The following is a 20378-nucleotide window of genomic DNA, read 5'->3' on the forward strand; positions in this document are numbered from 1 at the left end:
AATAAATTGAATCATTATAGTAACTCGTGTAATGTTGGAATGTCGTTTGTTATTCCTTGCTACAATGGTGAAGATTTTATTGGTATTGTCATAGATTCAATAAAAGAAAGCCTTAAGGAGTCTTGCGATACCTATGAAATTATTCTGGTCGATAATGGTTCTATTGACGAAAGCGCAAAAATTGCGAAAAGATGCGGCGCTCTAGTTTATGAAAGCAACTCCAAGACTGTATCTGGCGTCAGAAATGACGGCGTAAAGGTTGCCCGTGGAAAGCTGCTTATTTTTATTGATGCAGATGTTGAGCTGGATCGGTCTTGGTATGAAGTACTTTCATGCAAGTTAAAATCAACACCGCACTCCAAATTAATCACAGGATCTCATTGTGTCGTGCCAGAAGATATAAGACAACCATTTTTTAGCTGGTACAAGTCAATTGAAAATGATGATCGCAATACTCATCTTGGGTCGGGGCATCTGATTATATCTCGTAGTCTTTTCGAAGAAATTGGAGGATTTGATGATTCGCTAAAATCTGGTGAAGATTATGACTTGTGTAAGCGGGCCCTCCAGGCGGGTGCATCGGTGCAGGCCGATAGCGAGCTAATAGCCAGACATTTAGGGTATCCCAATACAGTTTTCGGGTTTATTGTCCGGGAATGTTGGCATGGTGCCTCGGACTTCTCAAGTGTCTATTACTTTGTTCGATCCAAGGTTGCTATGCTGGCAGTAATTTTTACGCTATTACAAACTGGAATCCTGATTGGAGTAGTGGCTGGCTCTGTGACTATTGTCCAGAATTTTGCAACACTTACATTAGTGATCTTGGCAATATTTGTATATGCAAAGTTTGGATTCCAAAATATAAAGTCTTTTTTCTGTAATATTATAGTTGCATATATTTATTTGCTAGGAAGGGCCTCTTCAGTTATATATCCGATATTAGAAGGAAAAAGAAATGAATAAGCTGTTGTCTAAGTATCTTTTTTACTATCCTGTAACGTTGGCTAAAGGAGAGCTCATTGCCTTTTATCGCAGGGGATACGAAGAACGGCAGTGGTGGTCGTCCGGAGAGCTTGAAGCATTCCAAGCTGAACACTTTGAAAATATCGTAAAATATGCGGTTGAGAATAGTAGTTATTATAAAAAATGCCTTTCTAACTACATCACTACTGATAGTAGTATTAAGGCAAGCTCAAACTTCCCTACTTTGTCAAAAGCCCAGCTTATTAACAATCTTGAGCATATTCGCGCTAACAAAACCGGTTTTTTCAGTTCGGCGAAAACCACCGGTGGATCCACGGGGGAGCCGGTCAAAATTTTCAAGAATGCATCGGCGTTGGCGCGAGAGCGCTGTGCTACCTGGAGATCTTATGAGTGGGCAGGGGTTAGCGTAGCTGATCGACAGGTTAGGTTTTGGGGTGTCCCCCATAGTCGAAGCGGAAGACTTACTGCAAGCATCATTGACTTGATTGCAAATAGGAAAAGAATATCTGCTTTTTCGATCAACGATGATAACTTGTTCAAGTATTACAATGATCTATGCAAATTCCAGCCTCAATACTTGTATGGATACGTAAGTGTCATTGAAGAGTTTGCAAAATTCATTCAATCAAAACAATTACCGCCTCCGAACAGCCTGGTATCGCTTATTACTACATCCGAAGTGCTGTCGGAATCATCTCGAGCGTTTATAGAAAATGTCTTTCAGCGCAAGGTCTTCAATGAATATGGGTGTGGTGAGGTCGGCTCGATTGCTCATGAATGTGAGCATGGAAGCATGCATGTCATGGCTGACAACTTGCACGTTGAGATCGACTCGGAGCCAGGTCAGCCTGGAGAAATTATCGTAACGGACTATTTTAACCGCGTTACACCTCTGGTGAGGTATAGGTTAGGGGATTTTGCCACTATGGGAGACGGTGCTTGTCGCTGTGGCCGAGGACTGCCGACTATTAATAAAATACATGGAAGGGCGTACGACATTATTCGGTCTCCCAGCGGCACAAGGATCCATCCAGAAGCTGTGATTTACATATTTGAAGGGATTCAGGAGAAGATGCCCGTCTTCAAACAGTTTCAGGCCATACAAACCGACATCGATGCCATATCGGTCAATATTGTGCCAAATGTATCTTGGGATGATTCGTTCGAGCTTGCTTTAAAGAACCAGCTTGTCGAGGCCATTGGAGCGGAGTTCAGATTTGAAGTGAATCTAGTTGAAAGTTTGTCGCGGGAGAAGTCAGGTAAAATGCGAGTGGTAAAGAGTTTGGTGAACTGACAGGGTCGGGTTGATGCGGCGCCCGGTTTCATTATTGGAGCGCCGCATTCATCACATAAGTCTTTATGTACCTTAAGATTAGCTTCTACCTGCCGTTTTAATTCACTTTACTTATCAGCAGGGCAAACCTATCGCTCTATTGTAAAGTTGGTCGGTGGCTTGGGTTGCGAACCAGTCGGTGACGTGTCATCCCCGTTCCCGCTTACTTCTCCACATCCGATTCGCTCAGTAGACAAGACTATGTCACTCATCCAAGTTGGCGTGTCGATTGAATTGCCTGCGCCTTGGAGTACATGTTGGAGTTCTATCAGTCTCATTTTAGCGCTCGCGTCGGTACGAGCTTTGGTGTTCGTAAGCTCGAAAGCTAGCTTGTCGTCGATCCAATAGCGATATTCTGCATTGCTCGCTCCTTGGTCATTAGCCTTGACGTAAGTCTCAATGCAGTACCATTGGTCCCGATTCAATGGGTAATTGATATCTTCGCCATTCGGTCCGAGCTTGTTGTTGAAAGAGTCTTCCTGTCGAAATTCCGTTTTGTTCCCGTCATAGTTCGAAAAAACGTAAGACTCGTTCAGATAGCTATAAGGCTCTGGAGACAGGTGTGTCAGGTTTATAAAGTTGTTTGAGAACGATACCTTAAAGTTTTGGCTAATCCCATCCCCCTTTATCTTAAGCAGCTTCTGTTGATCTGAAGGCCAGATCCAGTCTTTCGACCACTTTTGATACCAGCGCACGTAGAGCACGTCAGTCTCAGGGAACTTGATAATGGTGGTGTTCAACTGATAGCTGCGTTCGAATCCAGCTCTATACTGCGTCTTGAAAGACCAGTCAGTACCAGTGAGGGGGTTCTTTGCAGCGCTAGAAGTATCGACAATTACGTTAGTGTACGAGGTGTAGTCTTGAGTGCCATTCCCCGGATTGTATCCATTAACTAGTTCGCCACCGAGGAATGAGATGTATCCACCACCAGGATGGGCTGAGGAGGCACCGAGATACATGGGAGAGCCACCCGATACACCACTTTCGAACAACACCTTGGAGTAGCCGGGGGCGGGAATTGTAACCGTAAGAGCTGCTAGGAGAAGAGGGCGCAGGTTCATGTTCACTCCAAAGAGAAGCCGTATTTAACCTTATTTTACAACAAAACCGGTCGTTGTGATGCCGAATCGTGTGCATAATTCGTACAATTTTGTAATCCTGGCGGTTTGTGCCTGTCGGGAGGGGGCGGCAGCTCCCATTCAGAAGAGTACGTAGAGCGCTCTAGCGGACTTCAGTTGGGCTCCAGCAGAAGGCGGAATGGGGCATTCTTACTCATTTACCACCTGTGACAGCTTTCTTTACACTATTTCATGTGTGAATGTGATCTACCGACTCCATGACCTTTAGGTAGGCTGTGTCAGGATGCTTGGCCCAAAATGTGCGTTACGGTTTACTACGTTGGCTATTAGTTGTTAAATTCAATGCTGGCTACCAAAATGTCTGCTACCAAAAAGGAAGGTGGTTATGAAGTCAGGTCTGCTGTGCCCGAGGGTGTTAGGGGCTCTGTGCTTATTTCTTTCAAGCCAAGTCTATGCAATTCCAGTTACATACGACTTCAGAGTTGAAGTTTTTTCAGGGACTGAGGGAGTCAGTACGAGATCTCTTTCCACTACATTCAATGTCGATTTTCCGTTACCGACTTCTGATCAAATCACTTCCGACTCCCAAAACGCGGACCGGGATTGGGTCACCTATGAAAATTCATATTCGGTTTCGGCCATCTGGGACTCTCTGCTAGTAACGCATGGTGCAAGCTCTAACTACTTCACTAAAAGCTTAAATATGGATTCTAGCTATGCTTATGCGAGGATGAGTTTGCCAGATGTCGGATTTTTACTGCAGATTGATGACATTGAGGGCCTTTTTGATCGATATAGAGTAGAAAATTGGCAGGTTGGAGATTCTTTTCATGGGCGCATAGGGAGTGATAGTAACGTTACACCCTTACGTGCCCACCTAATATCTAGAACCGTACCAGAGCCTAGCAGTTTGGCACTTTTAAGCGTCGGGTTGATTCTGATTACGCTACCTTGTTTCTCCCGCAATCAGCGGTACCGACTCGCGAATCCAACAGTTTGCGTCCAGAGTTAGCGTTTAAGGTTATTGCAGTGGTTTCTTAATCCCCGGGCAGTATTTTAGATATTTCTCAGCTGCAACGGGTGACATGCAACCGTTGAATCTATGATGTCATTGCGGGTTAATGATCCACTCGGATTTTGCGCCTCGGGAAAATTACTCTTGGGGCGCTGAGTAATTAGTATTCCCACCGCAGAAAAATCGGTTCCTATCAGGATTCATATTTCGTTTAGCTCTCAAAATCAACGATGTCCAAATTTTATTGAGTTTTGAAGTTAACTTAATTTGCTTTTTAAGTTCTTAGATATTTTTGTCGCTAGTTTTTTGCGTTCAGGTTTGCTGCTTAAACAGTATAGGGTTGAAAAAAACGCCGCGATAAATATGACAAGCTTTAAAGCTATTGCTTCAAGCGTCAAGTCAGAGCTTATCAAAGCTTGGTCGATCATTGTAGAAATTATAAGTATTGATATAGATATCGCTAGAGGTGTTTGTTGGATTTTCAATGGATAAAATTGGTTTCCATTGTGCAGCGCGTAGACATATTGCACTAACGATCCCAAAGCAAACGCAATTGATGCGCCAACAAAACCATAGAAAGGTATTAATATGAAGTAAAAAATAGATATAGCGATGGCCGTTATTGCATTATTCTTTGTAATCTCAAAGGTTCTATCTGTTAACATGAAGCTAAAGTTGTTAAATATAGTTAGACATTGAAATATGCCGGCAATGACCAAGTAGGGTATGGCCTTGTAAGCTGTGTGAAACAGCTCGTCGGACATTATGTTGATTATGACACCTGAGAATATGCTTACCCCTACACCCGCGATTACCAACAATGCAGTAATCATTCGAAATGCCATAGAATAGTCGGGGTAAGGGTTCTTCAGTTTTGCAATTTCGAAGCGCTCAGTCTGCCAGTACTGAGAAAAAGGTAACCAGATCAGTACCGAAACAATTGATCCGAATTTGGCAGCCAGTTCAAAAAGACCAACTTCGTCGAGAGATGAAAAAATCCTGATAAAATACCGGTTGGAAGAACCGATGTATAATCCAATCAGTCCTGATATCCAGAGTGGCCAGCTGAATTTTAGGATATAAATGGCGATAGCTTTTCTGACAAGAAATCCAGTTTTATAAACTGTATAAATTAATAGCGCTAGCGCTATAATCACAGAAGAAATCAGGCTGCTTAATGCCAGCCCCATCAGTCCCCAGTCAAGAACTACTATGGTCAATATGTTTAAGCCAAGCTGTAAGCCTAGTTTAATCATGTTGAAGTTAAAGTAGGTCCATGGTTTTTTGACAATTCTTAGGTAAGTCAGCCCGTATTGTTCCAGCGCGTGGGTTACTATCAAGGCTGAGAATATAATGATGTAGATGCTATATTCTTCCTTCCCAAAAACCACTTCGGCTAACGGGCCGGAAAAACTGGCCATTAAAATACTGGCCATACCACTGAAAAACGACGTGACCAAGAGTGCAGTTGATACTACTGAGTTCTTCAGCAGTTTTGTTTCTTCCTGGTGGTAAAATTTGGGAACGGCCTGAAACATGTGTCCGCCCAACACCACCTCGAACAGACTAACAAGGAAGACAAGGAGGCCGATCACGCCGTAATCAGCCGGCGTTAAATAGTGTGTGTAGATTGGCAACATAATGAAGCCAACCAACTGCCGGGAGATGTTACCAACTGCGTATATAGTTGAGTGCTTTACCATCTGCTGCGCTTGGCTCACAGCGTGTACTCCGTTGTTCTTTCCAGCGCTTCAAAGATATTAATCAGGCCTCTTGCCTGAGCGGCTCTTGAGTAATGTTTTAGAACTCGCTCTCGGGAGGAGGCGCCCATTGCTTGCCTCAGGCCTTGGTTGTTTAATATGTTTTGTATGTCCGCCGCCGCGGCATTGTAGTCACCCACAGGAAAAGTTCTCCCTGTTGCTGGTGTTACCGCCTCGTTTAACCCAGGTAGCGCCGACACGAGCAGGGGGAGCCCTGTGGCCGCCATTTCAAGAGAGGACATGGGAAAAGAGTCCCATTCCGTTGATGCAATCATTCCCATGGCGCAACTTTTCAGGATGTCAGGGATGTCGTTCCGGTAGCCGCCAAATGTAATATGATTATTTACGTCCGGGTTTTGCAGATATTCTTCGAAGTTTTCTTTCTCGCCGGGGCGGTTGCCTAGGATAAGGAACTGGACGTTCTTGTAGTCGAGGTTCTGAGTAAGGACTTTGGCTGCCTGGAGTATCACGTGAACGCCTTTCCTGCGCTCCATATGCCCGGTAAACACAATAATTTCGCGGTCTTTGGGTATGTTCAGTTGTTCATGGGCATAGTGCTTTTTGGTATCGTCGGGGGCGTACCTGTCGGTATCAATTCCGGTCTTAACAATGGAGGTCTTCGACAGCGGTATGCCTCGCCCATCGACGGCGGTGTCTCTCATTCCTGTCGACTGAAAAACGTAATGGTCGGGGCCGTGGGGTTTCGTGAATACCTCGAGCCTTTTGAGGAATAGCTTCAATCCGGTATTTAGGGAGCTCATGGGCGCGCCCCAATAGGAAACGAAGGTGCTTATGCCTCCGTTTCTGAGCGCTTTATACATGGGCCGGGAGACAGGCTGATCGAAACCCAATAGACGAGTGATCTTGTGGTCTTTGACATAGCGCTCTACGGCGCGGAGTTGTTTCGGTGTTGACCAGCGAGTGTCCAGGTGAATGACGTTCGTCAGGTCTTTGGGCAAGGAGGGGGTCATCCCCCCATCAAGGTTTGCGTAGGCGTAATGGATCTTAGATATATCACCCGTAAAGTGTTTGGCGACCTCCAAAAACGTGTGTTCGTGGCTTGAAGCCGCGTAACCTGGATTCGATTCGCAGTGGAACAGCACCATCATCCCTGTCACGACTTGATGTCCTCTTTCGCCGATGCGACGGGTTGGGCGTATTCGGCAACATCGGCCAACAATCGATAGGGGCGCTCACTGATAGCTCGTGCGTTGCCTTGGACCTTCAAAGCTGCGGCTTCGAACGTCGCCCGTGACTCCAGGGCCTCGCTTATCAGTGGTTCAAGGTTCTGTTGTACGTCGTCAATGGATGTTACTAGCGGCTTGAGGCCTAGAGCTTCAAATGACCCACGCAGTTTTGCCTCGGTGTATTCATTGACATAGATACCGACTGCTGGCACACCCGTGGAGAGGGCGAATATCAGTTGATGGTAGCGCATGGATACCACGAACTGACTGTCTACCGTTAACGCTTTGAGGGAAGAGGCGAGAGGGATCGGGTCAACTAGGTGGAAGCGATTGGCTGGCCACAAATGCTCGATATTGTGTGCAAGCTTGATGTCGCCTTCTGTGCCCCTTGGCGCATGATGCGGGATAAAAACCGTATTAACGTTATTGGAAGACAGGGCCTTTTCTATGACGGTGGCAACGCGTAGCACGTCGTCATCGTCCATGCCGCCGAATTTTCTCATCGAGACGCAGGCGAAGGGCGCGTTCTTTGTACCGATGCCCCGCGTGTAGTCGTTGTGTCGCTTCTCCAGAAAGCAGGCGTCGTCCAGAGCGAACTCCACAGGTTTGCTGATTTGAGTGTGGGAAAAGTTGAGATCTCTTACACCAATCCACTTGGCGTGTTTCAGTACTCTATCGACATGCCTACGGTGATTTTCGTCGTAGGGGCCAATGGTCTGGCTGACCAGGTAAATGTCTTTCCTGAAAAAGTTGGCTACTCTCAGCAGGCGGAGGCGCGCTTCGAGAACGCCGGTCCACACGCTGGTCATGTTGCCGCCGCCGCAGACCACAACCTTGTCGCACCTGAGTACCTGATAAAGGTTGGTGGCCATCGCCTTCAAGTACGATAGAGGTTTTTTCCACCGCATTTCCCGGAGCACGTCGTCTGGGGTGTGATAGAACGCGAATGCCTTGATTCCATAGGTTTCCGGAACCTTGGCCGGGCTTGCGCACCCCAGTATCAGGTTCTCCTTGCCCACGAGTTGGCCCAGGCGCTCAATAGCGACTTCCGCCATGGCTTCGTCACCGACATGGTAGTCGGGGCCCAATCCGGTTATGTCCGACAGCATGAGAATTTTCGGCATGTTCCTGTCTACTCTGTTTGTATTAAGCGAATATTCGGCTTTTTGGCATACAAGGCATCACGAAAATCGTGGTGCTTATGTATTGTAAACGTCCGTGTACTTAACCGTATTGGCCTCAACACCAAAAAATTGATGAACGTGCATAAGGCCACTATCGGTTTTATGCCGACGGTCGGTGTCTTCGGTCAAAATCTGCGTTAACGCCTGGGTGTAGCCTTCGGGCGAGTGGTTCTGAACCAGCCAACCGCAACGCCCATTGTCCAATACTTCGGGAATGCCGCCAACGTGATGTGCGACAACCGGTATCTCCAGCGCCAGGGCCTCGAGAAGCGTCATTGGCAGGCCTTCATGGTCGGATGTCATCAGCAGCACATCGAGCTTCGTCATTTCGGCGGTCGCGGGGCTTACAAACCCCTTGAAATCAATTTTGTCTGCGATGTCCAGATCGGCAGTGAGCTGTCGCAGTTCTGGCTCCAGAGGGCCGCTTCCAATGATCACGCCCTGACACGCAAGGCCCTGATGATTTAACTGCGCCAGGGTTCTGATGAAGATATCCACCCGTTTAACGGGTACCAGGCGCCCGACAATGCCAATACGTGGCGTCTCACCATCTATTTCAGTAGGAGTTTTCCACTGGCGCCGGGTGTCGTCCACATCGATGAAGTTGAAGATTTTATGCACTTTTTCCGGAAACAGCTTTCCCAGCGTTTCCTCCAGTTGGGTAGATACCGCAATAATAGCCTGTTGTCGCAACCGTCCTAGAACAACGTCCAGTTTCTGGACTAGCCATTTGTGAGGGCGTGTCAGAGTAAAGGCTGTTTCCGGGTTACCATGGACGGTGCGAACGGAAATCGGCACCCGCGCCAGCTCTTTACCGATAATGCCGAGCACGTTTTCCTTGAAGCCGTGGGTGTGCACGATCCCGGTTTTGTGTTCTTTGCAATGAGACGCGATGGCGCGGGCAATGGCTATCGGACCAAGTTTTGTCTCGTCCGCCAGGGTAACGGGGATGTCCAGTTCGAGCAGTTTGTCGTGCAGGATACCGGTATTAAATACTACTGCTGTCGGAGAGACTTGATCCGTGGCCTGAAGTGCCCGACAAAGGTTGTATACCTGAACCTCGGCGCCAGCCCATAGATCGCCAGACACCACATGGGTTACAACCCGTTTGGACTTACCCTGCGTCATAGAAGACCGCGCCCGATGGTAGCCAATAAGGTCCGATTACTGTGACTGTTTCCATCGTGGAGGTTGAAGCGATGAAGGTCGTAAGGGTTGCACCCTGCAAGGTTCCAGCCGGTCTTGGTGGTGCACGCTGCCTGATAGTTATCGGAAACCAGCGCTTCGCCCTTGCCGGTTATGTCCCCATTGGGATAACAAAACACTGGTATCGCGGCTTCGCCCAGGGATTTGAGGTCCTGAAGGCAGCCCACGATTTCCTCCTTGAGCGTTTTTTCATCCTTCAGCCGGTTCAGCCGGTAATGATGCCTGGTGTGCGCGCCGTACATCACGAGTCCGTTTTTCGCCATTTCTGTCAGTTCCGAGCCGCTGAGAATGGATCTGGAGGTTTCTGCGGGGGCCATATCCGGGTGCGATGTATAAACCTGTTGAAGAGATGCAAGGATCGTGGCGTCTTCCAGTGACTTCAAGCGCGCAATGACATCGTCGGCTTCCAGAAGCGAAAGTGGGCGACTCGTGTCATGAGCTGCCCCTTCAGGCATGTGTCGGCGCAACCAGTCAAAGGAAGGATCGTTCTCCGGAATGGTCTTCGAAGTCAGCAGGCTGAGTACCTGTTCCGGCCAGAAGGTCTTGTCGGTGTCAATCATCCGGGTAACCAGGAAGATCGTAGCTGGTGCATTCTGTGCCTTGAGAGCTGGATAGGCGTATTGATAGTTATCTTGCCAGCCGTCGTCGAAGGTGAAGGCAACCGCTAGCTTAGGAAGCGGCTTGCCTTGCCTGTTACGGTCAAGCCAGTCGGAGAGGTGGACGGGCTCGGCCCCAAGTTTACGGGCAAACCTGATATGGTTTTCGAGTGCTTGCGGGCTGGTGACCATGCCCGGTTGCTCAACGGCACGCTCGGGCGAATCCGCCGGGAGAATTCGGTGGTAAGTGAGGATCAGCAACGCTGGCTTGTTCGAGAGACGCACTCGCAACCAACCATAGCAGGCCAGCACGGTAAGAGCGCCTGATTTAACAAGGGATCTGAAGAATGCCACGCCTTGGGCCTCCGTCGGCTTCGCCAATGGTTTTGGCTTGTTCGTCCATGTATAGTTTATCGCCATAGAGATTCTGCCAGTAGTGTGCAGAGATGTCATCCACAAGGGTTCACAGGGATTGGGAGCGATGCTGGTTATTCTATTCTGGTTTGCGGCAATTGGAGCACTGTTCAGCTACTTTATTTACCCACTCATCCTTCGGTTTATGCCCTGTCGTCCGGAAGCGGACCGCAAACATGCCCAGCCCGGCACTTCGCCAGCCGTTTCCCTGATTGTAACGGCCCATAACGAAGCCCACCGAATCCGGGACAAAATTGAGAACTGCCTGGCTCTGGACTACCAGGGCCTGGAAATCATTATTGCTTCGGATGCTTCCAGCGACGAAACCGACCAGATCGTCGGCGAGTACGCAAGCCGCGGCGTTAAGCTTGCCCGCGCAGAGGAACGGAAGGGGAAGGAACACGCCCAATTGCAGGCGATCAATGCCGCGACCGGCGACATCCTGATTTTTTCAGACGTTGCGACGTCGATTCCTGAAGACGCCATTGGCCGTATGGTGGCTTATTTCAACGACCCCACCGTTGGCGCAGTGTCCAGCGAGGATCGTTTTATCAGTCGGGATGGTAGCGTGGTGGGTGAGGGCGCCTACGTGCGTTACGAGATGTGGTTACGGGGCCTGGAATCCAAGCGGGCGGGTCTTGTGGGGTTGAGCGGCTCGTTTTTTGCGGCTCGTAAGGAGGTGTGCCAGGAAAACTGGGATATCTATTCCCCCAGTGATTTCAATACGGCCTTGAACAGTGCCCGCAAAGGGCTTGTGGCGGTAACTGCCCCGGATGTACTTGGCTACTATCAGGACGTGGCGGACGCCTCGAAGGAATATCAGCGTAAGGTTCGCACCATCATTCGGGGGCTGACGGCGTTGAGCCGGCATCCCGAGGTACTGAATCCGTTCAAGTTTGGCCGCTTTGCGTTCCAGGTCTTCGGCCACAAGCTGATGCGGTGGGCCGTTCCGTGGTTTCAGGTGCTACTGCTTTTAGTCTCGTTTGCCGTTGCGGGAAAGGGCGGTATATACGCACTGGCATTGCTGCTGCAATTGGCTTTTTATGGGTGTGTTCTGGCGGGGCACTTCGCGCCTGAGCTACGTAAGCATACCTTGGTGAAGATTCCCTATTTCTTTGTTCAGGTTAATCTGGCGGTTGCCCATGCAACCGTTAGCTTTCTTGGTGGCCGCAGGATGACGGTATGGACACCCTCAAAGCGTTGACGGGTGATAGAGGCCTCTCCAATGAAAGGTAAGCTGCGTCCGGTTGGGAGTCCGGTCCCGTTTCCCCGCGTTCATGAGCGCCAGGAGTTGCCTTGGGCAGCGCTCTATCATACTGAGTTCATGGGCTCCGGTACCGAAGCGCTGTCACTGGCGGTTGCGATTGCCATTCGTCGCCATTCTAAGGTTCCTGAACCCGAGGTGATTATTCCCGCCTACGGTTGCCCGGATTTGGTGTCGGCAATCGTTGCCCAGGGGGCCAGGCCAATTCTGGTGGATCTGCTTCCAAACGATCCACGCATGAACGATCTCGGGGTTCGGGAGGCAATAACACCCTCGACGGTTGCCGTGGTAGGGGTGGGCTTCCTTGGTATTCCGGAGCGCCTGGAAGAGCTCTCAGGCATCTGTCGGGAGCACAATCTGCTTCTTATTGAAGACTCAGCTCAGTGTTTTCCACCTGCGAGTGCTTTTAAACCAGATGCGGACCTTGTCGTATTGAGTTTCGGGCGAGGAAAGCCCATCAACCTGATGGGAGGGGGCGCTTTGCTGATTCGGACCGACCTCGCTGGGCATGCGGAAGAGTCCGTTGGCCAGTATCCTGTGTCGTTGTTGAAGGTGGGGATAAAATGGTTGGTCAAACGCCTGGTGTTCAACCTTCTGATGAGGCGATGGCCATACTACGTGCTGGAGCGGATGCCTTTCCTGGGCATTGGTGAGACCAGGCTTCACAGACTGGACACCATTTCCCGCCTTGATCTTCCAGAGAGCGTCCTACAGGCTGGATTGCGTGATATTCAGTTACGACCGTTGATCCATCAACGTTATGACACTGAGCTGGCAGGGCTTGAAGCCCGGGGATGGAAGTGCTTGGCCAGCGATAGGTCAGAGATTGCCCGTAACGATCAGCTGCCGCCGTTTCCTTTGCTCCGCTATCCCGTTCTGGCACCGAGCAAAGACATGCGCGATCGGGCGCTCGCGGCCCTGAATTCGGCAGGCATTGGAGCAAGCGCCTTCTATGGGTGCTCGCTACCACAGATAGACGGCGTTGCCGCGCTGGTAGAGGGGACTGAGTACCCCATGGCCAGTGATTTTGCCTCGTGTTTATTGACACTGCCGACCCATGAGGGTGTAACGCCCGCAGACGTTGCCCTCACAGGTCGCATTCTTTTCAGCGTGGCTGAATTGTAGTCATGCCCTATTCAATCGTCCGTGTTTCAATTTCCGAGTACTCGCTGGTCAGGCCATTGGAGTCAACGGCTCGGATTTTGAATTGCCATTGGCCACTTTCGAGGTCTTTGATGATGTAGCTGTTGTGGCGTTCCGACTCGATTGATACGGTGTTTTCCGTTGCTGATGATCCGGTCAGCCTTATGGCGTCTGCGATCACGTAGCCGTCGGAATCATTGTCTATTTCCACAACCGCTTGAGAGCCCCCACTGACAAACGTTCCGAGCAATTGCCAGGAGCCCCCGTTTTCCCGCTGGTCAACCGTCACGGCTTCGGTAGTTTGTGAGCCGTTCGAAGACGTATAGGTGTACCTGTATTCTGCATCGGGCGCGCGCAATGGAGTTGATACCCAATGCCCGTAAAGCTCGTACTCCGTCCCTGAGCTAAGCTCGTAAACCTGCCACTGTGCACTGACTTCGCCAGAACCGGGATTCATAATGAAATAGTTATCGCCAATAAATCCGCCATAACCTGTGGATTCACGGCCACCACCATAAGAGACGAAACCGGAGTCCGTGTTATCGATCGTCACGTCTGCTGACGAAGATACTCGTTGGTAAGAAAGTTCGTACTCGGCAATTTCGCTTTGAGACAGAGCGCTGCCATCGGCCCTCTCCGTAGGCGCTTCCCAGGTGAGTAAGACAGCGTTACTGGAAAGACCGCTGGTATCGTCGTTAGGGTCGGTGCCAGCCAGATACTCCTGGAAATTCGTCAGGCCGTCTGCGTCGGAGTCCAGTTCCGAGTCATCAACCGTAGGGTCCAGGCCGTAGGCCACTTCAAATCCATCCGGGATACTGTCGGCGTCCGTATCACTAATCGTCGGATCCGTCAGGAACACAAATTCGTCTTTGTTGGAGAGTCCATCACCATCCAGGTCCTGGCTGGCATCAGACGGGTCGTTGGGGTTAAGCCCATATTGCCGCTCCCATTCGTCGTCAATGCCATCGCCGTCGCTGTCGCCGGTATCCGGGGTATCATCGCCGTCCTGATCGTCGCCAGTTCCAAGTTCACGGAACATCACCGCGTCTGCAACTACGTAGCCGTCGGCGTCATCACTGACGGTTACCCGGCCGGTAAGGGTGGACATTCGATAAGTGCCGAGCTTCACCCATTCACCATTGTTTTGCCGTTGGTCGACAGTGACAGTCTCCGTAACGAGGTTGTCCCGATCATCAAGGTAATGAACAACGTATTTCACGTTGGAGCCCCTCAATCCCGAGGAGGTCCACTTCGCATACACGTCAAAGGTTTTGATGATGTTCAGGTTCCAGGTGGCAACACTGCTGCCATCTCCGGGGGCTGATTGAAGATAATGATCGCCTTGGTAGCCAGAAACGGATGTGGACTTGGTCCAGTTCCCCTCGGTGTAGAAACCAATGCTGTCGCTGTCGATGATATGATCGGCCGGGCCTCCGGCAGCGGGCGGTGGGAGGTCGTCAACAGGTAACTGGGATTGGGTGGCACAACCTGCAAAAATCGAGCTCGTGATAGACAGAACTAAAATCGTTTTATTTCTGGCCATGGGAGCGTCCTCTGGCGACTGGGTTTAAAGATACGGACTGCTAAGGTCAAGCGCGTGCTAAGACGCCGACAAATGTCTCTGAACGCTGATTCTTATTGTGTTGTATCTTCGTTTTATTGGGTGAGTCGTCCGAAAGAACCTACGCCCGAAAATTTTACGTTCGGACAAGTACAAGTATTGTTGGTGGTTACGGTATTTTCTAATGCGTACTTGAATCGTTTTTGAATGTTAAATCGAGGTATATGCACTTAACGTATAAGTGCACTAAAAAGCGGACACAATGCGGGGAGATTTCAAGAACGTAGAGTTGATGTATGAGGAGGAAAATCGGTCGGCATTGAAAGCCTAGAATCCAGTCGGTGGTTTGTACCCCCTGAGTCTCTTTTTCGCCTCCACCAGCAATCTCCCCAAGGCAAATTTCAGACCATCAAACGGCGACTCTCCAGGAAACCTCGGAGACACACCAAACCGCCGCAACAGTCGATTCAGCGAATGGATATAGGCGTGCCTGCGGGTGGTTTTGGTATAGAAGACAATGCCAATGGACACCGTTACGCCGTTTTCCGGGGTCACCCAGGTGTTCTCGGTGCGTGTCGAGTGGGGAGAGGTGCTGGGGAAATAGACACCTTCTCCTGGCCCAAGGTCCCACTCGTAGCGAGCGTCCATGAACTCGTCTTTCAGGGTGACATCGTGAAGGGACCTGTCGATGATGAAGCTTTCCACGGTGTGAGCAGGGATGATGTTCCGGTCGTGGGAATCCCACACGTTCATGATTTTACGCCCGTGTATCTGCAGCCAGAAGTTGTTTTCCCGGTCGATATGAAAGGGTGTCACCGACGGAGGCGCGGAAATGAAAATAAACGCCTGTGGGCTGAAGATACCCGGTTGCTCCCGGTCGACCAGGTGCTCGACGGATGAGATGGCTTCATTGACGAGCCCGGCGTACTGCGGATCGGTCTCGGCATTGTACAGAGCCACCCAGGAGCCGGGTTCCGAGATATTTGCAAACACGTCGGAAAGATCACGCCCGTCCGGGCTTTCGGCATGATGAATGAACTTGGAACTCTGCTTGGCACCGGGAACGATAAAGCGGCATTGCTTTAAGGGCAGCAGGCGATGAGCCAGTGCTTCCAACTGATCAAGCTGGAGCAGAGGGTGTTCATAGAAGTTGTGCCCCAGGAGCGAGATGCCGTTCAGAGAGAAGTCCGTTTCGTCCTCAACCCAAACCTTGAACCTGCCAGCGGGTGCCGCAGGCTGATCGCTTTTCGCTCGGTTTGCGGTTTCGGGAACCGCTATTTGTTCAGCTGTATCCATGCTCGCCTGCTCCTGCTCGGGATGGCGTTAGAAAATTATAGGTAGACCGCTGAAAGCCGTCAATTGGCCGGAATGCGGGCCATAGCCTTGCTCATGTCGCATCGTTAACGGCGAAATAAAATCCATGGTAATGCTCTACTGTTTTTTCCAGATGGTAGGGAATTTCTATCCGGCGCGGGTTTTTCCACCTGTCCACCAGTCGGTATCCTGCCTTTTCCATGTCACTCACCAGATTGGCTTGTGAGGTGATGTGATAAGGCACCTCGCAGACTTCCAGGTATTGCAGTGTCCAGAAGTCTTCTGTCGGGTGGGCGGGTAGGTTGTGGACCAGCACATGCTGGGGGAGTCGCTTGAGCTGGCTCACGGTTTCGGCAATGCTGGTGTCCATGTATTGCAGTGTTCCCGCCGTCATGAAGATATCGACGGCCTCTTCTTCACTCATGTCCTTGCTGTCGATGAATGCAAGCCGTGCTTCGTCTTTCTGGCTGGCGATCTTGCGCCCGGCGTCGACGGCCGCCGGCAACTCAGCAATCACCCATTGGAGCCCGTCGGGGTAGGGGAAGAAATTTTCAAAACTGTAGAATCCCTGGCCGATACTGCCACCCAGTTCCAGTAGCCGTTGTGAGGGCTGCATCAGCCGTGAGAGCCAGAACATTAACGGGTAATCGATATCCAGTACCCGCTTGTCCAGGATCGGCATTTCCTGTTCCAGGTGTTCGCCTTTGTTCTCGTTGATGACATCGTATTCGTTGGCCAACTGGCTGATGGCGTGTTGTTGGGCTTGGTGGAAGGATTCGTAAACGCCCCGATAGGTGATCCCCAGCCGCTTCCTGGCCATGTGAAGGTAGAGATCATGGCCATAGGGCAGCAATTCGATGCTGTTGATAATACGGTTCTTCAAGGCTTTGTTCACTGTTGTCTCCTTTACGCAACGGATTGCGCCAGTGAGTCTATTCCGATGTTTTTATAGGTAACGCCACGGAAGATGGAGTGTCTCCACCGAAGTACACCCTGTTGGTGGCGACAAACGTCTCCGAATCGCTGTATTCGTCTTTACCGGTGTTAAGGTTCCGTGCCAGGCGTGGGAAGTTGCTGCTCGAGATGTGGAACTCGAGCCGGTGCCCTTTCCGGAAGCGATAGGCTATGGGTCTCATTTCCAGTTCAACCCGGTAGATGCGACCCGGTTTAACGGAGCTGGGGTTCTCGATACCGTTCCGATAACGAAGGCGGACGACGCCATCCTGCAGGTTGAAGGCCCTGCCATCCGGGTACTGGTCGACCATCTTGACGGTAAAATCCGTATCCGGGGCGCTGGTGGAAACATAGAGAACAACGTTGGCATTGCCGACCAGCTCCATGTCCTGCTCCAGTGGCTCACTCGAATAGACCAATACATCCTGACGTGATTTCAGTGGCCTCTGGTCGAGCGGCCCGGGTTTATCTTCCGGCCGGTAGGTGCAGCAAATTGGTCCGCCCAGGGTGGGAACGGGGTCCAGTGGATCGTAGGTGAACTCGTCATATACCCCGCCACTCTGTTCGGGGTTGCCGTTCAGGTCGGGCTCTTGCGCAAGACGACTGTCGGGCATGAAATAGAAGCGTTGATTGCTGGTGGATGCGGGTGGCCATTGCTTGGAAGTATTCCATACCCCGGAGTGTATGGAGTAATACTCAAACGTTGGCGGCAGGTCCGTTGGTTTGTCTTTCAGCCAGTGATCGAACCAATCAATGTAGGTCTGTCCGAAATCCTTGCCAGCGTATTCAAACGACATCTCACCAATGGTGACTTCACCTGGCTTCAGCTTTCCCGCGCCGCAATGTACGCCCGGTGCAATCAATACTGGCTGGGACTTTGCGCGGGGGTGGCGGGCGTTTTCCGCCATGTGGTCGGCGAGTTTGAAGGTATTGTGCGCCGTTTGGTCGAACCAATCGTTGATATGCAGTGTGGCTACCGAAAACTCATCGTCCGGATGGGTGTACCCCTCGTCGTCCCACCAGGTGTCTGTCGGGGAATGGCTGATCAGGTCGTCGAAGCCGGTGTCGTAGGGAACGATCTTGTCCGCAATCCCTGAAACCGGCAGGTAATCCATATAGCTACGCATTCGCTCTTCGTAATCGTCGGGCCGTGGCGTTACCTTGAAATCCTTTGCGCCCTCAGCGGTGAACCATCCCAGCGAAGACGCCAGATTCAACACGCCGTTTTCGAACACACCGAAATAGCCAAACGTGTCCTTGACCTTGCCGGCGGCACCGCCAGCGCCGGATGCAATCATGGCAATGTGATTCGGATGGTTGGCGGCGGCGAGTATGATCTGGCTTTCACCCAGGTACGAACAGCCAAACGTGCCGATTTTGTCGGTCGACCAGGGTTGCTCGACCAACCAGTCGATGGTGTCGTAGCCGTCCTGTTTTGCAGTCCAGTAGGGGCTCTTGTAGCGACCCTCCGAATAAAACCGGCCACGGACATGTTGCACGATTACGGCGTAATTATGTTTGACGAAATGCCGGACGGTGCTGAATTCGATACCGCCATAGGTGGTGCGGATATAGATGACCGGACGGCGCTCGTCACCAAGCGGCCGGTATACATCGGTGGCGAGCCGAACACCGTCGCGCATGGGAACCATGACGTTGCGGGCCCTTTGCATGTTTTCTCGCATGGGCAGGGTGATATCGCCCAGCCAAAGCTTTACGTCATCTGCCCGGTAGCCAAGCACGGCAAGGATGGCGATCAGGATCAGAGAACTGGTGATCAGGAATACTTTCATTCCGGTTGCAGGGTCTTCAGGTGATCCAGGTGTTTATTGGCCCAGTCTGCAATGGTGCCAATCAGGCGTTGCCGATGCACTTCGATGGAGAAGATGTGCTTGGCATTGGGCCAGAAGACTTCCTCAATAATGGGTTCAAGGCCGTTGATGCCCATGGCAGAGGTGAACTGACCAAGTTTGTTGTAGTGATAGAGCGTCTGGCTGGTGAACACGGCCAATACCCGGCCGTCTTTCTCCACCAGGCTCTCGAAGCACTGGTCCATATCGTTGTCGTTGGGCTCATCCCGGAGGTCCATGGGGGAATTCAGTAGAGAGCTTTCCCCGCTGGTATTCTGTTTGAGTCTGCGAGAGACAACCTTGTGGATATTCAACCACTTGTTTGGGTTGGTCAGCTTCCGGAGCAGTTCGCGTTTCGCGAAACCAGCGTCCTGACGGGACACCGGGTCCAGCAGGATGAGCCCCTTGATGGATGGATCCTGGGCGCAGAGTTTGATGCCGTTGTCGGCGCCGGAACACAAACCGAAGATCAGCAGCGGCCTGGAACCATAGAGTTTTTCCAGGGACTTCTTCATAAATGACCAGTCGAGGGCCACGGATTCCCGATTTGTCATGGTCTCGCGGGCTGGGGAGTCGCCCTTGCCAGAGAGGTCCACCCGCAATGCAATATAACCCAGTTCCGCGAGTTGCCGGCCGAGCAGCACATTCAGTCGGTAGGGCTCCGCCCGGTGTGACAGGCCGGCATTCAGCAATACCGCGATGGGGCTGTTGAAGGTGTCTTCAGGTTCGGAGAGAACACCAATGCCATGCTGGTGTTCGCCATAGGTGAATATCCGTTCCTTGATCATACGAACACCCTATCCAGCAAAGCCTCGAGTACCGGCTTCTGGGTGATTACGCCGTCATGGTAATATGGCCAATCGTAGCTGAGGCCGGGATAGGCGCAGTTGCTTAGCCCGGAGTTCGGGCAAAATTCCGGATCGGTCGAGACGGTGAAGCACAGGCCGGGGTTATTCAAGGTACTTTCGGGAATAGCCAGTTCGCGCATGCCGGTTACCAGCTCTGGGGGAAGGTCGAAATTCCTGTACTCTATATTCTCGAAGGGAACATTGTTCTCGCGTGCCGCTGATTGGTGCCGCTGGCGCAGGATGGCGTCGATCTCATTCAGCCACTCAACGTAGCGTTCGCCGGACAGCACTGGGTCCCAGAACAGGAAGTCCTTTACGGAAGCATGGTTAATCTGTGCCGCCAGTGTTGCACCGAACCGAACGCCCAGTAACACCACATGGTTGGCTCCGGAGACCGCGATGGCTTCATCAATCGCTTTCTCTATATCGGACAACCAGCCTTCTGTCGTTGCCTCTGACAACAGTCCCTGGGATTCAGCTGTTCCGTAGTAGTCGAAGCGAAACGCATGATTACCACGTTCAGAAATGGCCACGGACAATTCCGACAAGGCGCGGTAGGTGCGCCGGTATTCGTCAAAGAGCGGTGGGCACACAACCACGACTTTTTCTGCGTTTGGGTCCATCGCAGACGAGTAACAGCCAAACAGGCGGCTGTCATCAAAGAAAAAAGGTTCTATCATTGCCCG

Annotated in this window: 16 protein-coding genes; 4 read left to right on the top strand and 12 right to left on the bottom strand. The window is 51.2% G+C overall.

The genetic code is table 11. The features are described 5' to 3' along the window. Positions 1-39 precede the first annotated feature (39 nt). Positions 40-963, top strand: coding sequence for a glycosyltransferase family 2 protein (locus MDG893_RS04435; RefSeq protein ID WP_040474285.1), 924 nt, complete (start codon positions 40-42; stop codon positions 961-963). Further along, complete coding sequence (locus MDG893_RS04440; protein ID WP_007152527.1) at positions 956-2278, top strand: phenylacetate--CoA ligase family protein; 1323 nt, start codon at positions 956-958, stop codon at positions 2276-2278. Before MDG893_RS04435 ends, MDG893_RS04440 begins: the two co-directional genes overlap by 8 nt. Positions 2279-2406: 128 nt before the next feature. On the opposite strand, the gene MDG893_RS04445 is transcribed toward MDG893_RS04440, so the two are convergent. From MDG893_RS04445 to MDG893_RS04470, 6 genes are all read right to left on the bottom strand, one after another. Beyond that, on the bottom strand, positions 2407-3378 hold the full coding sequence (locus MDG893_RS04445; protein WP_040474286.1) for a hypothetical protein: 972 nt from the start codon (positions 3376-3378) through the stop codon (positions 2407-2409). A gap of 1290 nt (positions 3379-4668) precedes the next feature. After that, complete coding sequence (locus tag MDG893_RS04450) at positions 4669-6132, bottom strand: lipopolysaccharide biosynthesis protein (protein ID WP_007152529.1); 1464 nt, start codon at positions 6130-6132, stop codon at positions 4669-4671. Further along, on the bottom strand, positions 6129-7280 hold the full coding sequence (locus MDG893_RS04455) for a glycosyltransferase family 4 protein (protein ID WP_040474287.1): 1152 nt from the start codon (positions 7278-7280) through the stop codon (positions 6129-6131). The genes MDG893_RS04450 and MDG893_RS04455 overlap by 4 nt, the downstream gene beginning before the upstream one ends. Positions 7281-7285: 5 nt before the next feature. After that, positions 7286-8482: a polysaccharide pyruvyl transferase family protein gene (locus MDG893_RS04460; RefSeq protein WP_007152531.1), complete on the bottom strand. Its 1197-nt coding sequence runs from the start codon at positions 8480-8482 to the stop codon at positions 7286-7288. Between the two features lie 75 nt (positions 8483-8557). Next, positions 8558-9670 (bottom strand): glycosyltransferase, encoded by a 1113-nt coding sequence (locus tag MDG893_RS04465; protein ID WP_007152532.1) that lies wholly within the window; start codon positions 9668-9670, stop codon positions 8558-8560. Next, on the bottom strand, positions 9667-10764 hold the full coding sequence (locus MDG893_RS04470; protein ID WP_157132755.1) for a polysaccharide deacetylase family protein: 1098 nt from the start codon (positions 10762-10764) through the stop codon (positions 9667-9669). Before MDG893_RS04470 ends, MDG893_RS04465 begins: the two co-directional genes overlap by 4 nt. Positions 10765-10825: 61 nt before the next feature. On the opposite strand from MDG893_RS04470, the gene MDG893_RS04475 reads away from it, so the two are divergent. Together MDG893_RS04475 and MDG893_RS04480 are read left to right on the top strand one after the other, a co-directional pair. After that, positions 10826-11962 carry a glycosyltransferase family 2 protein gene (locus MDG893_RS04475; RefSeq protein ID WP_007152534.1) on the top strand — a complete coding sequence of 379 codons (1137 nt, stop codon included), beginning with the start codon at positions 10826-10828 and terminating at the stop codon, positions 11960-11962. A gap of 21 nt (positions 11963-11983) precedes the next feature. Beyond that, positions 11984-13147 carry a DegT/DnrJ/EryC1/StrS family aminotransferase gene (locus tag MDG893_RS04480; RefSeq protein WP_007152535.1) on the top strand — a complete coding sequence of 388 codons (1164 nt, stop codon included), beginning with the start codon at positions 11984-11986 and terminating at the stop codon, positions 13145-13147. Positions 13148-13154: 7 nt separating this feature from the next. Here MDG893_RS04480 and MDG893_RS20445 read toward each other — a convergent pair whose 3' ends face one another. The 6 genes from MDG893_RS20445 to MDG893_RS04510 form a co-directional block, all read right to left on the bottom strand. Then, the gene (locus tag MDG893_RS20445; RefSeq protein WP_007152536.1) at positions 13155-14708 is read right to left on the bottom strand and encodes a golvesin C-terminal-like domain-containing protein; all 1554 of its coding nucleotides are present in this window, start codon (positions 14706-14708) and stop codon (positions 13155-13157) included. A 345-nt stretch (positions 14709-15053) separates the two neighbouring features. Continuing rightward, entirely contained in the window at positions 15054-16022 is a 969-nt protein-coding gene (locus tag MDG893_RS04490) for a JmjC domain-containing protein (protein ID WP_007152537.1), read from the bottom strand. A gap of 91 nt (positions 16023-16113) precedes the next feature. Continuing rightward, positions 16114-16935 (bottom strand): TIGR04325 family methyltransferase, encoded by an 822-nt coding sequence (locus tag MDG893_RS04495; RefSeq protein WP_007152538.1) that lies wholly within the window; start codon positions 16933-16935, stop codon positions 16114-16116. A gap of 37 nt (positions 16936-16972) precedes the next feature. After that, positions 16973-18787, bottom strand: a complete 1815-nt coding sequence (locus MDG893_RS04500; protein ID WP_007152539.1) for a CocE/NonD family hydrolase — start codon at positions 18785-18787, stop codon at positions 16973-16975. After that, a complete protein-coding gene (locus MDG893_RS04505) occupies positions 18784-19632 on the bottom strand; it encodes a serine aminopeptidase domain-containing protein (RefSeq protein WP_007152540.1) in 849 nt (282 codons plus the stop codon). The genes MDG893_RS04500 and MDG893_RS04505 overlap by 4 nt, the downstream gene beginning before the upstream one ends. After that, positions 19629-20372 (bottom strand): alpha/beta hydrolase family protein, encoded by a 744-nt coding sequence (locus tag MDG893_RS04510; protein ID WP_007152541.1) that lies wholly within the window; start codon positions 20370-20372, stop codon positions 19629-19631. Before MDG893_RS04510 ends, MDG893_RS04505 begins: the two co-directional genes overlap by 4 nt. Positions 20373-20378 lie beyond the last annotated feature (6 nt).

The sequence above is a fragment of the Marinobacter algicola DG893 genome (genome assembly GCF_000170835.1).
Classification (GTDB): domain Bacteria; phylum Pseudomonadota; class Gammaproteobacteria; order Pseudomonadales; family Oleiphilaceae; genus Marinobacter; species Marinobacter algicola.

Coding starts and splice junctions, on each gene's coding strand:
- MDG893_RS04510 (WP_007152541.1), bottom strand. CDS start 20,372: ATGATAGAACCTTTTTTCTTTGATGACAGCCGCCTGTTTGGCTGTTAC.
- MDG893_RS04500 (WP_007152539.1), bottom strand. CDS start 18,787: ATGAAAGTATTCCTGATCACCAGTTCTCTGATCCTGATCGCCATCCTT.
- MDG893_RS04465 (WP_007152532.1), bottom strand. CDS start 9,670: ATGACGCAGGGTAAGTCCAAACGGGTTGTAACCCATGTGGTGTCTGGC.
- MDG893_RS20445 (WP_007152536.1), bottom strand. CDS start 14,708: ATGGCCAGAAATAAAACGATTTTAGTTCTGTCTATCACGAGCTCGATT.
- MDG893_RS04445 (WP_040474286.1), bottom strand. CDS start 3,378: ATGAACCTGCGCCCTCTTCTCCTAGCAGCTCTTACGGTTACAATTCCC.
- MDG893_RS04470 (WP_157132755.1), bottom strand. CDS start 10,764: ATGGCGATAAACTATACATGGACGAACAAGCCAAAACCATTGGCGAAG.
- MDG893_RS04490 (WP_007152537.1), bottom strand. CDS start 16,022: ATGGATACAGCTGAACAAATAGCGGTTCCCGAAACCGCAAACCGAGCG.
- MDG893_RS04455 (WP_040474287.1), bottom strand. CDS start 7,280: ATGATGGTGCTGTTCCACTGCGAATCGAATCCAGGTTACGCGGCTTCA.
- MDG893_RS04475 (WP_007152534.1), top strand. CDS start 10,826: ATGCTGGTTATTCTATTCTGGTTTGCGGCAATTGGAGCACTGTTCAGC.
- MDG893_RS04435 (WP_040474285.1), top strand. CDS start 40: ATGTCGTTTGTTATTCCTTGCTACAATGGTGAAGATTTTATTGGTATT.
- MDG893_RS04460 (WP_007152531.1), bottom strand. CDS start 8,482: ATGCCGAAAATTCTCATGCTGTCGGACATAACCGGATTGGGCCCCGAC.
- MDG893_RS04480 (WP_007152535.1), top strand. CDS start 11,984: ATGAAAGGTAAGCTGCGTCCGGTTGGGAGTCCGGTCCCGTTTCCCCGC.
- MDG893_RS04440 (WP_007152527.1), top strand. CDS start 956: ATGAATAAGCTGTTGTCTAAGTATCTTTTTTACTATCCTGTAACGTTG.
- MDG893_RS04505 (WP_007152540.1), bottom strand. CDS start 19,632: ATGATCAAGGAACGGATATTCACCTATGGCGAACACCAGCATGGCATT.